This is a genomic window from Streptomonospora halophila (genome assembly GCF_039542725.1).
Classification (GTDB): Bacteria; Actinomycetota; Actinomycetes; order Streptosporangiales; family Streptosporangiaceae; genus Streptomonospora; species Streptomonospora halophila.
Genome location: NZ_BAABIK010000026.1, coordinates 24,868 through 36,865, shown reverse-complemented (window position 1 = coordinate 36,865; position 11,998 = coordinate 24,868). Strand labels below are relative to the sequence as shown.

The 11,998-nt window shown below is 71.8% G+C and carries 12 protein-coding genes; 4 read left to right on the top strand and 8 right to left on the bottom strand.

The window, feature by feature from the left end:
• Window positions 1–154: 154 nt before the first annotated feature.
• Window positions 155–991 (bottom strand): poly(ethylene terephthalate) hydrolase family protein, encoded by an 837-nt coding sequence (locus ABEA15_RS19835; RefSeq protein WP_345558156.1) that lies wholly within the window; start codon window positions 989–991, stop codon window positions 155–157.
• Window positions 992–1,705: 714 nt separating this feature from the next.
• On the opposite strand from ABEA15_RS19835, the gene ABEA15_RS19830 reads away from it, so the two are divergent.
• The gene (locus tag ABEA15_RS19830; protein ID WP_344142109.1) at window positions 1,706–2,941 is read left to right on the top strand and encodes an ROK family protein; all 1,236 of its coding nucleotides are present in this window, start codon (window positions 1,706–1,708) and stop codon (window positions 2,939–2,941) included.
• Between the two features lie 84 nt (window positions 2,942–3,025).
• Here ABEA15_RS19830 and ABEA15_RS19825 read toward each other — a convergent pair whose 3' ends face one another.
• The 4 genes from ABEA15_RS19825 to ABEA15_RS19810 all read right to left on the bottom strand — a co-directional run bounded on the left by ABEA15_RS19825 (window position 3,026) and on the right by ABEA15_RS19810 (window position 6,492).
• Complete coding sequence (locus tag ABEA15_RS19825) at window positions 3,026–3,559, bottom strand: dihydrofolate reductase family protein (RefSeq protein ID WP_345558154.1); 534 nt, start codon at window positions 3,557–3,559, stop codon at window positions 3,026–3,028.
• Between the two features lie 45 nt (window positions 3,560–3,604).
• Window positions 3,605–4,324 (bottom strand): helix-turn-helix domain-containing protein, encoded by a 720-nt coding sequence (locus tag ABEA15_RS19820; RefSeq protein ID WP_345558152.1) that lies wholly within the window; start codon window positions 4,322–4,324, stop codon window positions 3,605–3,607.
• A gap of 86 nt (window positions 4,325–4,410) precedes the next feature.
• Window positions 4,411–5,223, bottom strand: coding sequence for an ArsR/SmtB family transcription factor (locus tag ABEA15_RS19815; protein WP_345558150.1), 813 nt, complete (start codon window positions 5,221–5,223; stop codon window positions 4,411–4,413).
• A 291-nt stretch (window positions 5,224–5,514) separates the two neighbouring features.
• Window positions 5,515–6,492: an aldo/keto reductase gene (locus ABEA15_RS19810; protein WP_345558148.1), complete on the bottom strand. Its 978-nt coding sequence runs from the start codon at window positions 6,490–6,492 to the stop codon at window positions 5,515–5,517.
• Between the two features lie 240 nt (window positions 6,493–6,732).
• On the opposite strand from ABEA15_RS19810, the gene ABEA15_RS19805 reads away from it, so the two are divergent.
• A complete protein-coding gene (locus ABEA15_RS19805) occupies window positions 6,733–7,632 on the top strand; it encodes an alpha/beta fold hydrolase (protein WP_345558146.1) in 900 nt (299 codons plus the stop codon).
• A gap of 27 nt (window positions 7,633–7,659) precedes the next feature.
• On the opposite strand, the gene ABEA15_RS19800 is transcribed toward ABEA15_RS19805, so the two are convergent.
• Both ABEA15_RS19800 and ABEA15_RS19795 read right to left on the bottom strand, forming a co-directional pair.
• Window positions 7,660–7,890 (bottom strand): DUF397 domain-containing protein, encoded by a 231-nt coding sequence (locus tag ABEA15_RS19800; protein ID WP_345558144.1) that lies wholly within the window; start codon window positions 7,888–7,890, stop codon window positions 7,660–7,662.
• On the bottom strand, window positions 7,874–8,698 hold the full coding sequence (locus ABEA15_RS19795; RefSeq protein WP_345558142.1) for a helix-turn-helix domain-containing protein: 825 nt from the start codon (window positions 8,696–8,698) through the stop codon (window positions 7,874–7,876). The genes ABEA15_RS19800 and ABEA15_RS19795 overlap by 17 nt, the downstream gene beginning before the upstream one ends.
• A gap of 431 nt (window positions 8,699–9,129) precedes the next feature.
• On the opposite strand from ABEA15_RS19795, the gene ABEA15_RS19790 reads away from it, so the two are divergent.
• Together ABEA15_RS19790 and ABEA15_RS19785 are read left to right on the top strand one after the other, a co-directional pair.
• Window positions 9,130–9,612 carry an ATP-binding protein gene (locus ABEA15_RS19790; protein ID WP_345558140.1) on the top strand — a complete coding sequence of 161 codons (483 nt, stop codon included), beginning with the start codon at window positions 9,130–9,132 and terminating at the stop codon, window positions 9,610–9,612.
• Window positions 9,609–9,890 (top strand): hypothetical protein, encoded by a 282-nt coding sequence (locus ABEA15_RS19785; RefSeq protein ID WP_345558138.1) that lies wholly within the window; start codon window positions 9,609–9,611, stop codon window positions 9,888–9,890. The genes ABEA15_RS19790 and ABEA15_RS19785 overlap by 4 nt, the downstream gene beginning before the upstream one ends.
• A 105-nt stretch (window positions 9,891–9,995) precedes the next feature.
• On the opposite strand, the gene ABEA15_RS19780 is transcribed toward ABEA15_RS19785, so the two are convergent.
• Window positions 9,996–11,537, bottom strand: coding sequence for a tetratricopeptide repeat protein (locus ABEA15_RS19780; protein WP_345558137.1), 1,542 nt, complete (start codon window positions 11,535–11,537; stop codon window positions 9,996–9,998).
• Window positions 11,538–11,998 lie beyond the last annotated feature (461 nt).

Below are 11,998 nucleotides of genomic sequence, written 5' to 3'. Positions count from 1 at the left end.
CTCCCACGGATCGTGCCTGGTCGATTCGGATAAACCCGCCGGAGAAATTCCGCGCGGAAAGGGCAGGCGAGTGGCGCGGCCCCGACTCCGCCGGCCGCGGCGGGGCCGGGGCCGAGCGCACGCCGGCCCCGAGGAAGCCGTGCGGCGGCCGGGTCTACAGGTTCCGGCGCCTGATGTCCCACTCGGTGGAGCACAGGCCGCAGTCGGACCCGGTGAACGCCTGTCCGGCCTGCAGGTCGCCCTTGAGCCGCCACTTCAGCCACAGGGCGCCGACCCGGCCGTACTCGCCGCCGTCCGGCTCGCCGAACGTGCCGGTGTGGCCCACGTCCAGGCTGCCCAGGAACGCCGGGAGGCCCGAGGGGATCCGGTCCCAGTCGTCCAGGGCGTTCTCATGGGCGATGTCGTCCGGGCCGCCGGTGAAGTAGGCGATGGGCGCGTGGAGTCGGCGCAGGCGCCAGTTGTCCAGGTCGCTGAGCATGCCGCTGTTCCACAGCACCGTGGTGTCCACGCGCTCGTCGCCGGAGGCCTCGTAGGCCTCGATACCGCCGCAGGACTGGCCCATCACGGCGATCGAACCGGTGTCGAGGCGTCCCCGGTAGGGGCTGAACAGTCGGCCGTTCTCCTCTACCGCCCAGTCGATCGCCTCGGTGAGCATGTCGGCGTCAGTGCTGCCGGACCCGCCGGGGCGGCCGTTCGCGATCACCAGGAAGCCGTGCGAGGCGATCTCCAGCAGGAACTTCTCGAACATCGTGCCGTCGGCCAGGCATCCGCCGTTGCCCCAGACGACGATCGGCAGCCGCTCGTTCGCGGGCAGGTCTGCCGGGCGGTAGACCGTGTGGCCGTACAGCCGGAGCGTGGTCGTGTATTCGGCGTCGTAGGGGCCGGTCCCGGCGGCCGAGGCGGAGCCGGCCGAGCCCGCGAGAAGGGCGGTGGCCGTGATTAGAGCGACGACCGCGGCGGAAAACCGGTGGGCGGGGTTTCGTGATCTCATTCCGCTGCTCCTCGAAATCCGTGCTGGGGGATGGTCCGGTACGTTCTCCGGTTTGGCGACCTGCGTCCCCTCCGCGGGAGCGCTTCGCGTTGGATTCTGCACAGCGCGCTGCAAGCCGAATATTCGGCATCGGGAAAACGGAGTCAACGCCGGACCGGGAACACGGGTGATTCCACCGATGCGGGTTCGGTGACGGGTTAACCAAAAATGGTGCGGGAAAACAGCGGAGAACGGCTCGGAAAGCGCAAAGGATGCGCGCGTCCCGTCCCGCGGCCGCGGCCGCCGCCGCCGCGCCCCGGCGCGGCGGCGGGGCGGCGGGGCGGTCCTGTCGGCGGGGCGGGGCCCCGTCCCTCCGCGGTGGGTGGTGGCCGGTCCTGGGACACCGTCTGCACGGGCGCGGTACTCCCCCCGCGCCCACGGTCCGGTCCGGGGGTCGGTGAAGCCGACGTGGCCGACGACGCGCAGCCGAACGGGGAGAGGCCGTGCGCGACCGTGGGGAGCGGTCACGGCGACCGGCGCTCTCCGTCGAACAGGGGCGGGTCGCGCCCGGTCGCGCCCGCAGCCCGGTACGGCCGCGGCGGTAGACTGCCCGCGTGCCGGAGGCGCCCGCGCGCATCGCCGCAGGTGCGCCGGGTGGCGACGGGGGAAGTGAAGCGGAGGTTCCAGGTGGGCGCGCCGGCTCGGGCAATACCCCACGCGAGCAGCCGGGCGGCCGTGCTCGACGTGATCCGCGCCGCCGGCACCATCAGCCGCGTCGGCCTCATCCGGGCCACCGGCTTCACCGGCGCGACGATCTCCACCGTCGTCCGCAAGCTCATCGAGGACGGTCTCGTCGTCGAGACCGGCCGCGCGGAGTCCACCGGCGGCAAGCCGCGCGTGCTGCTCCAGCTCAACCAGTCCTCGCGCTACGCCGTGGGCGTGCACCTGGACCACTCCGGCATCGCCTACGTGCTCACCGACCTCGGCGGCTCGGTCGTGGCCCGGATGACCCGGGCGGGCGCGGGAACCGACGACCCGCCCGCCGTCGTGGAGCGCATGGCCGCCGAGGTGTCGACGCTCATCGAAGGCGTGGGGGTCGACGAACGGCTCGTGCTGGGCGTGGGCCTGGTCTCGCCCGGGCCGCTCACCCCCGCCGCCGGCATGCGGCTGGCCCCGCCGATCATGCGCCACTGGGAGGACTTCCCGCTCGACGAGGAGGTGCGGCGGGCGATCGGGCTGCCGGTCGTGCTCGGCAACGACGCCACCGCCGCCGCGCTGGGGGAGTACTGGTCCGGAGCGGTCAGCGGCGCCTCGACCTTCGCCGCCGTCTACGTCTGCACCGGCATCGGCTCGGGCATCCTCATCAACGGCATCCCGTACCACGGCTCCAGCGGCAACGCCGGCGAGATCGGGCACATCTGCCTGGACCCCGACGGCCCCGAGTGCTGGTGCGGCGCGCGCGGGTGCACGGAGGTGATGGCGGGACCGGCCGCGGTGGTCGCCCGTGCCCGCGCGGACGCCGAGGTCGCGCGGGCGGCGGGGCTCGACGACGAGGGCGCGCGCCGCCACTCCTCGGTGGCCGCCGACTTCGCCGCCGTGGCACGCGCGGCGCGCCGCGGCGAGCCCGGCGCCCGCGCCATCGTCGACCGCTCCGCGCGCTACCTGGCGGTGGCCACCCGCACCCTGGCCAACGTGCTCGACCTGGACCGCGTCGTGCTCACCGGGCAGAGCCTGGCCGTGGCCGGATCGATGTACCTGCCGGTCGTCCAGGAGGAGCTGGACCGCTCGTTCTTCGCCCGCGCCACCCACCCGGTCGCGGTGCGGATCTCAACGTCGGCCGCCACCGCACCGGCCATCGGCGCGGCCACCATGGTGCTGCAGTCGGAGCTGGTCCCGCTCCAGGCCGGCACCCGCATCCCCGGCGACCTCGCCGAACCGGAGCAGGCCGCCGCCCGCCCGGCCGGCGGCTGAGCGCGCCGAAACCGGGGCGCGCTCCCGGCCCGGTCGGCTCCCGGTGCGGCGCGTGCCGCACCGCCCGGCCGCCACCGCGGTGCCTCAGGAGGCCGGCGTGTAGGCGAGGTCGAGTACCCCGGACGACAGGGTCCTGCTCCGGGTCAGCGCGAGCTTGTGCGTCGCCGTGTCCTCGAACAGGCGCTGACCGCGGCCGACGACGATGGGATGCACGAGCAGGCGCAGCTCGTCCAGCAGGCCGCCGGCCAGCAGCCGGCGCACGGTGGTCGCGCTGCCCGACATGCCGATGTCGCCGTCGGTGGCGTCCTTGACCCGTCGTACCGCCTCGACGTCCCGCAGCACCGTGGTGTTCTGCCAGGCGGGGTCCGTCAGCGACGACGAGACCACGTACTTCGTGGCCTCGTTGAAGTGGCTCGCGAACGGCTCGTCGGTGCTTTCGGGCCAGTAGGCGGCCCATTCGTCATAGAGCGTGCGCCCCATGAGGAACGCGGTGTTCGCGGCCATGCCGTCGCTGACGACGGCGCCCATGTCGTCGTCGAAGTACGGGAAGTGCCACTTGTCCGGCGCCTCGACGACGCCGTCGAGCGAGATGAAGAAGTTCGAGATGATCCTGCCCATGGTCTCCTGCCCTCTCTGCGGACGCGGGTGTCCTCCGAGGTCAGGCTAGGAGCGGCCGCAGGCGTCCGTCTTGTACAGCAGCGACAGCGGTTCGCCGGCGTCCTCGCGCCGCAGCTGCGTCGCCGTGCGGCCGATGTAGCGCGTGAGCGAGCGGGCCAGGTGCGGCTGGTCGTAGTAGCCGAGCCGGTGCGTCACGTCGAGGGGCGCGGCGCCCTCGGCGAGCAGGACCGCCGCCTGGCGGGCGCGTTCGATGCGCTGGATGGCACCCTGGGCCAGGCCGGTGGACGCGGCGACGCGCCGCTGCACCGAGCGCGTGCCGGCGCTCGGGGGCTCGCCCCCGAGCGCCTCCGCCACGAGCGGGTCGCGCACCAGCACCCCCGCGCGGACCAGGCGGGCCGCGAACTGCTCCGCGGTGGAGAAGCCGGGCAGGGGCCACTCCTCGCCGCGGAGCACGAAGGAGCGCGGCGTCGCGTGCGGGGACTCCAGCTGCGTGTTGACGAGCCGCGGCACCGGCAGATGCGGCATGCGGGTGCCGTGCGAGAACGTGATCCCGAACGACTCGGAGCCGTCGGGCACCGCGGCCGCGCTCGCCGCCGTCTCCGGGCCGCGGACCGCGGCCCGGACGACGCCCTGCTCCGTCCAGACGACGAGTTCCCAGTTCGCCGTGGCCACCGACGTCATCCGCTCGACACCGCAACTGCGGCCCCGCCACACGCGTGCGATGTAGGGCGAGTCCGACTCCCGGTCCTCGGTCTCCAGCGCCATGCCGCCTCCCCGGTCCCCCTGGCCACCCGGGTCCAGTCTGGCGCGTGCGGCCACCGCCGCGGAAGCGGGTTCAGCCCACCGCGCATCTACTCCATCTGCAGCGTCTCACCGGACTCCAGCAGCGTCTTCAGGTTGGACAGGATCGCCGGCCAGCCCTTGCTCACGCTCTGCAGCATCGCGCTGCCGGGCTCGAAGTCGTCGTGTGTGACGGTCAGCTTCACCGCCGCGCCGGCGGGCTCGACGTCGAAGGTGACCTTCGAGCGCCGTTCGCTCCGCCGCCGCTCGATCTCCTCCAGGCTCCAGCCGGTGTGCTCGGCCATCTCGGGCTGGTAGGTGTGCCAGCTGTAGGAGAGCCGGCGCGGAGGGTCGGCTTCGAGGACCCGCTGGTCCCAGTCGTGCCACTCGTCGTCGGCGGTCATCTTCCACAGCACCGGCGAGCCGGGCTTCCAGTCGGAGCCGGGGCCGCCGCCTTCGAAGTAGCGGCTGATGAACGCGGGATCGGTCAGCGCCTGCCAGAGCCGCTCGGGCGTGGTGCTGATGTAGGTCACGTAGACGAAGCTCGTCGCGCCGCCGGTGTCGTCGCCACTCATGGGACTCCCCTCCAAAGCCTGTTTCAGGTCGGCGAGGGCGCGCGCCCTCGCGCGGTCGTAGCGGTGGATCCAGCGGTCGGCGATGTCGTTGATTGGCGCGGCGTTGAGGAAGTGCAGCTTCTCCCGGCCGCGCCGGGCCGTGGCCACCAGCCCGGCCGCCTCCAGCACCGCCAGGTGCTTGGCGACGGCCTGGCGCGTCATGTCCAGCTCGGAGCACAGCTCGCGCAGGCTCTGCCCGTTGCGCGTGTTCAGCGCGTCGAGCAGCCGGCGCCTGCTGGGGTCGGCCAGTGCCTTGAAGACCTCGTCCATTCCGTCCAACGATCCTAAATGCAACCGCTTGGTTGCTTATCAGTTTAGGCAACCTAGAGGTTGCATGTCAATGGATGCGCGGGTGGGGCACAGTGCCGGTTCAGCGGGGAGCGCGCGGGGATGAGCAGGGGCTATGGTGCGCCGCAGTGCGGCGGCGGTGCCCTGCACCGCCGCCGCAGCGGCCCCGGACACGAGGGCCCGGCGCCGCCGGGCGCCGGGCCGCGGGCCGCCGCGAGGAGGCCGCGGTGAGGAGGCCGCGCGACCCGCGGCGCGGCCTCCTCCCCGCGACCGTCACCAGCGGTGGTGCACCTGGGGGCGGACCAGCTCGTCGTAGACCTCGCGGACGGTGCTGTGCACCTCCGGCGGAAGCGGCGCAAGGAAGGCCGCGGCGGCGTTGCCGCGCGCCTGCTCGGCGTTCCGCGCGCCGGGGATCACCGTGCTCACGCCCGGCTGGTCCAGGATCCAGCGCAGCGCGAACTGCGCCATCGTCATACCGTCGGGTACGGCCTCGCGGATGCGCTCCACCGCCGCCAGCCCGGTCGCGAAGTCGACGCCGGAGAACGTCTCGCCCACGTCGAACGCGTCGCCGGCGCGGTTGAAGTTGCGGTGGTCGTCGTCACCGAAGGACGTCTGCGCCGTGTACCGGCCCGACAGCAGCCCGCTGGCCAGCGGCACCCGCGCGATGACGCCGACCCCGGCCTCGCGCGCGGCGGGCAGCACCTCCTCCAGCGGCTTGTGCCGGAAGGCGTTCAGGATGATCTGCACACTCGCCACTCCGGGCCGCTCGATCGCCGCGAGCGCCTGCGCGCAGGTCTCCACGCTGACCCCGTAGGAGCGGATGCGGCCCTCGGAGACCATCGCGTCCAGATCGTCGAAGACCGCATCGGACGCGTAGACCGCATCGGGCGGGCAGTGCAGCTGCACCAGGTCGATCGTGTCCACGCCCAGGTTGGAGCGGGAGTCGTCGTTCCACGACCGGAGGTTCTCCGGGTTGTAGTTCCCGGGCTCCTGGGGCGCGCGCCGTCCCATCTTGGTCGCCACGGTCAGGTGCGGGTACTCCTTGAGGATCTGCCCCACGAGCCGCTCACTGCGGCCGTCGCCGTAGACGTCGGCGGTGTCGATGAAGCTGACCCCCGACTCCACGGAGGTCCGCAGCGCCGAGAGCGCGTCCTCCTCACTGACGTCACCCCACGCCGCCCCGATCTGCCAGGCGCCGAACCCCACGGCGCTGACATTCCTACCGGTCTTGCCCAGCTTGCGTTCGTCCATGGCCACCGACCCTAACGGGCCCCGAACCGCTCCCAACGCCCCGGCACCCACCCCGACGCGGGCACGGGCCGGGGTCCACCGCGGTACAGCCGCCAGCGCGACCGATGCGCCGCGGCAGGGGCCGGGGCCGCGCGCCGCGGCCCGGTCGGGGGTGCGTTCGGGCAGCCGGGCGTAGAGTGTCGCCGCGGACTCCGCGGCGGGTGCGGCGGGGCTGAATCCGCCTTCGCGACTGGAGGAGACGTGGCTCCGACGACGCTCATCCCCGGGTTCGACGCGGCCGACCTCGACACCGGGGAAGGCGTCCGCATCCGCGCGGCGACCGGCGGGAGCGGACCGCCGGTTCTGCTGCTGCACGGGCACCCGCAGACCCACGCCACCTGGCGCGACGTCGCCCCGATGCTGGCGGAGCGCTTCACCGTGGTCGCGACCGACCTGCGCGGCTACGGCGACTCGGCCAAGCCCGGCAGCGGCGGCGACCACGCCCCCTATAGCAAGCGGGTGATGGCCGCCGATCAGGTGGCCGTGATGCGCGAGCTCGGCCACGAGCGCTTCGCGGTCGTCGGGCACGACCGCGGCGGGCGGGTTGCGCACCGAATGGCGCTGGACCACCCGGGCGCGGTCGAGCGGCTGGCGGTTCTCGACATCGCGCCCACCGCCACCATGTACGCGCGGGCCGACAGGGACTTCGCCACCCGGTACTTCTGGTGGTTCTTCCTGATCCAGCCCGAGCCGCTGCCCGAGGAGATGATCGCCGGCGCCACCGAGACCTACCTGCGCATGCACCTGAGCGGGCAGAGCCGTACGGAAGGTGTGCCTGCAGAGGACCTGGTGCAGGAGTACCTGCGCTGCTACCGCGATCCGCGCATGGTGCACGCGGTCTGCGAGGACTACCGGGCGGCCGCCGGCATCGACCTCGCCCACGACCGCGAGGACGCGGCGGCGGGACGGCTGCTCACACAGCCGCTGCTGGCACTGTGGGGCGCCGAGGGCACGGTCGGCCGGACCTACGACGTGCTCGCGACCTGGCGCGAGGTCTCGACCGGATCGGTGGACGGCCAGGGCCTGGCCTGCGGGCACACCCTCCAAGAGGAGCTGCCCGACCAGGTGGCCGGCCACCTCACCGGGTTTCTTGCGGGGTAGGGGAGTGGGGGGTAGAGGAAGGTCGGGTTACAGCTCGGCGGCCCTGGCGGCGGTGAGGAAGGCCGCCCACTCGGAGGCGGGGAAGTCCAGGTGGCCGAGGGGGCGGTGCTGGGTGTCGCGGACGAGGACGGAGGGCGTCGGAGTGGCGACCTCGACGCAGTTGGCGCCGCCTGTGCTGTAGGTGGACTTGCGCCAGGCAACTTCTACGCAGTTGGCGCCCGTCCCATTGCTGTAGCTGGACTTAGTCCATCTCTCCATGGTGCTCACCGCTTATCGTGCCTATGAGTTCGAGGGAGGCGGAGGGCGATAGAGCCTCGCCCAGCAGGGTCTCGAAGAAGGTGATCAAGTCGTCTACCTGCTGCGCTAGTGCCTTGACCTCTCCTCCAAGGGCATGCTCAACATACCCGATTGTGTTCGCCCCCTCGATGGTCATCACTCTGAACGCCTCGCACAGCGCTGCCGGAGCCGGCGCGGAATCGGGAATGACCTGAATCCGAACGACGCCCTCCGTGCGCAGCTTGGTGAGATGCGCCATCTGGCCCCGCATGATGGCTGGGTTTCCCATGTTCTGGGTAAGCGCTGCCTCTCTGATGACGAACCACAACAGAGGAAGCTCTCCTTGCCGCAGCTTCTCCAGCCGATTCAGCCGGGTCTCGACCAGGTGATCCACCTCTTCCTGCGAGGCCGTGATTCTCCGCGTGCGTATAAGGGCGCGCGCATAGTCGCGCGTCTGAAGGATCCCCGGAACTATCTGTGCGTTGAACTCCCTGATCTGCCGGGACTGCTGCTCTAGGTGAAGAACGTCGCGGAAGCCCGCAGGTACGTTCGACGCCGTCGTAAGCTCGTCCCAGATCTGGCTCAGGATTCCGCCTGTTGCCAACGTGGTGTCGAAATCGGCTACTTGGTCCTTTTGTGGACGACGTTGGGCTCGCTCGATCGCCCCGATCATGGCGTGCGACAGGCCGACCTTGATGCCTAGGTCGCGCTGCGTCATACCTGATGCAGCCCTTGCCTTTCGCATCTCATCGCCAAACTTGGCCCACCGTGCTCGCTCTTCGCGGCTCATGGAAACAGGTTGCCAGAGTCTGGATACAACTGGCTACAGATTTCCGCAACAAGCGACAACAATGTCACCCCTATGGCTAGCTCCGAGAGCAGGTGACACGGTGGCTATTGACACGGCAGGAGATCTGCCAAAGCAGCCGAAAACGGCCCTGGCCGGTGCAGAAACACCGAACCAGGGCCTTGACCCCCAACCTGCAACACCAGGTGGAGACCCGTGTGCAACACTATCGGCCCAATTCGGACCCGAACCGCCCAATCACCGCCACTGCCACCGCCGCCACAACCGCCCCGCTCCCGCCGCCGGTACCGGCCGCGGCATGCTCTCTCCTCCCGCGTCCGCCCCTACGTCCTGCTCATCCAGCAGCGCGGCGAACTCTTCGTCTCCGGCTTCTCCCGCCTCCCCGACTTCACGCTGTTCTGGGGAGGTGTGCGATGAACGCCGCCGACAGCGCCCGCACACGTGTCCTCCCGCGCACCGGCACACGCGTCCGCTCCCGCTCCCGCACGTTGCCCGGACTCCGCACCGGCGTCGCCGACGCTCGCCACTGGCTGGAGGGCCTTCTCTCCCGGGCGACCGACCCGCCGGTACCGGAGTCGACCGCAGCCATCGCCGCGTTGCTGCTGTCGGAGGCCGCAGCCAACGCCGTGCGCCACACGGCGTCGGGCAGTCGGCCGGGCGGCACCTTCACCGTCCGGGTGCGCATCGGCGACGCGCTCACCGTCGACGTCGAGGACGAAGGCGCCGCCACCGTCCCCACCCTCGGCACGCCCGGCGGCGACGACGAATCAGGGCGCGGCCTCCTCCTTATCGACGCCTTCGCCGACGCCTGGGGAATCCGCTCCGAGGGATGCGGCCTCTACTTCACGCTCGCCCGATACGACTCCCCGATCCCGTCGGCGGTGATGCGGCCATGACCACACGACAGCCCGACGGCGCTCCGCACGGCGACCACCGCGAACCCACGGTCATCGACAGCCCGCACACCGACGGACTGGACATCTGCTTCGATGCGCCGAGCAGGGTCTTCACCATCACGCTCGCCCCGGGCGTCCAAGCCCGACTGCACATGGGCGCCGCCGACGTCCACGAGCAGCGGCGCTGGCTCATCGAGTTGATCAACCACCTGACCGTCACCGAGCGGTCCCTGCGCTGGGGCTGGGTTCCCCCGTCCCTGCGCACGACCCAAGGGTGACACCGCGCCCCGGCGCGGCCGGCTCGCAGGGGTGGCCGACCGCGCCGAGGGAAGCCTTGCAGGCCGCAGACGCCGGCGGGGCAGGGACCGGCGGGCGCGGTTCGCCTAGCCGAGGTCTGCGATCTCGGCCTCCACCTGCGCGGCCCTGGGGTCCTCCATGGACTCCAGGATGTCCAGGGCGGCGGTGAGCTGGGTGCGCGCGTCTTCGGGCCGGTCGGCGGCGGCCAGCGCCCGGCCCGCGCCCGAACGCGCCACGGCGACGCCTTCGAGGTGGCGGGCCTCCTCGAAGACCGCGGTGGCCGCCTCGTACTCCGCCACGGACTCGTCGAAGCGGCCCGCCGCTGAGAGGACCGCGGCCAGCTTGCAGCCGGCCCACGCCGCGGTCCAGGTGTCGGCGATCTCGGTGAACAGCGCGATCGCGGCGCGGACGTGCTCCTCTGCGGCGCCGGTGCGGCCCTCGTCGCGCTCGTAGGCGGCCAGGCTCAACAGCGCCATGCCGCGGCCGCGCCGCTCGCCGGCGCGGTGGAACACGTGGGTCGCCTCCCACAGCAGCGCCTCAGCCTGCGGGTCGCGGTCGCGTTCCCAGCGGAGCTCACCGAGCTGGCGCAGCGCGAAGCCCTCCGTCCAGCCGTCGCCCGCCTCGCGCGCGCCGGCCAGCGCGGCTTCGTAGACGTCCAGGGCGGTCGCGATCTCGTCGCGCGACCACTCGGCGTCGCCGAGCCCGACCATGTTGCGCGCCTCGCCGTACCGGCTGCCCGCGGCCCGCGCGGCTTCGAGGCCGATGAGGTGGATCTCGCGCCAGTCCGACCAATGCCACCCGTACTCGAAAAGCGGGTAGGCGGTCGCGGGCAGCCGCCACGCGAGGTCGTCGAGCCGCTGTTCGAGCGCGGCGCGCAGCGTCTGCACGATGCCGTCGCGTTCGGCGGCGAACCACGCGACGGCGTCCGCGGGCGAGCCGAACTCCGGCGCGTCGCCCCGCTCGTAGCCGTCCAGCGGCACGAAGCGGAAGTTCGGCAGGATGACACGCACCGCTTCTCGGGAGCTCCTCAGGTACCAGCCGCCCAGCCGTTCGATCACCGCGGCCTCGCGCCCTTCGGGCTCCTCGGCGCGGAACCGCTCCGCGGCGTAGACCCGCAGCAGGTCGTGCATGCGGTAGCGGTCGTGCCTGAGCCGCTGCACCAGGCTCGCCGCGGCCAACTGCTCCAGCAGCCGCCGAGCCCGGGAAGGGCGGAGCCCGGCGGCGACCGCGCAGCCGGCGGGGGTGAAGTCGTCGCCGGGGTACACGCCCAGGCTGCGGAACAGCCCGGAGGCCTCGTCCGGCAGTGCGCTGTAGGAGGCGGAGAACACCGCGCGGACGTCGCTCAGCTCGTCGCCGGTGACGCCGAGCGCGTCGAGCCGCTCGTCCTCGGCGGAGAGCTCGGCCGCGATCGTGGACAGGGGGAGGCCGGGCAGTTCGTTCAGCCGCTCGGCGAGGACGCGCAGCGCCAGGGGCAGTCGAGCGCAATGGTCCACCAGCGCGCGGGCGGTGCGTGGCTCGGCGTCGACGCGCGCCGCACCCAGGTGCTCGCGCAGCAGGGCGAGCGACTCCTCGACCGAAAGCGCCTCCAGCGTCACTTTGCGCGCCCCCTCGCGGAGGGAGAAGACCACGAGTGTTCAGGCTCCGTTGAGTCTGGGGCGGAGGAATGCGGGACGGCCGTCGAGGTCGGCGGTGATGATGCGTTCGATTGCGATGGCGACTTCGCGCAGCAGCGCCTCCTGGGGTGTTGCGGGGATCGGACGGGAGGGCGAGTGGTTGAAGAGACCACGCGGAGCCTTTCGTCAGAGGGCGTTCCTGCCTTGACTCTTATCGGCATGGGCATGGTCGTGTCAGTCGAACGGCGATTCACCCGGCTATGCGGCGTTCTCCTGGTTTAAACCCATCCGGCACGTATGGTCGTTCAGGGATGGAAACACTGGATTGCCGGGAGAAGCGGCGAACGCGAATCACGCGTGTTCAGGAGGGCGCAAGCGCCAGTCGTGACAGGGTCCGGCAGGAGCCTCAGGGAAACTCGCGGGATGGGCGCCTGAGAAGCTGAGGCAATGGGGTCCGCACGCGCGAAGCGCCGATG

What these genes read in the sequence shown, in the direction of transcription:
- ABEA15_RS19820 (WP_345558152.1), bottom strand. Translation starts at nt 4,324, where the DNA reads ATGGCGCTGGAGACCGAGGACCGGGAGTCGGACTCGCCCTACATCGCA.
- ABEA15_RS19810 (WP_345558148.1), bottom strand. Translation starts at nt 6,492, where the DNA reads ATGGACGAACGCAAGCTGGGCAAGACCGGTAGGAATGTCAGCGCCGTG.
- ABEA15_RS19790 (WP_345558140.1), top strand. Translation starts at nt 9,130, where the DNA reads ATGAACGCCGCCGACAGCGCCCGCACACGTGTCCTCCCGCGCACCGGC.
- ABEA15_RS19785 (WP_345558138.1), top strand. Translation starts at nt 9,609, where the DNA reads ATGACCACACGACAGCCCGACGGCGCTCCGCACGGCGACCACCGCGAA.
- ABEA15_RS19815 (WP_345558150.1), bottom strand. Translation starts at nt 5,223, where the DNA reads ATGGACGAGGTCTTCAAGGCACTGGCCGACCCCAGCAGGCGCCGGCTG.
- ABEA15_RS19800 (WP_345558144.1), bottom strand. Translation starts at nt 7,890, where the DNA reads ATGGAGAGATGGACTAAGTCCAGCTACAGCAATGGGACGGGCGCCAAC.
- ABEA15_RS19825 (WP_345558154.1), bottom strand. Translation starts at nt 3,559, where the DNA reads ATGGGCAGGATCATCTCGAACTTCTTCATCTCGCTCGACGGCGTCGTC.
- ABEA15_RS19835 (WP_345558156.1), bottom strand. Translation starts at nt 991, where the DNA reads ATGAGATCACGAAACCCCGCCCACCGGTTTTCCGCCGCGGTCGTCGCT.
- ABEA15_RS19795 (WP_345558142.1), bottom strand. Translation starts at nt 8,698, where the DNA reads ATGAGCCGCGAAGAGCGAGCACGGTGGGCCAAGTTTGGCGATGAGATG.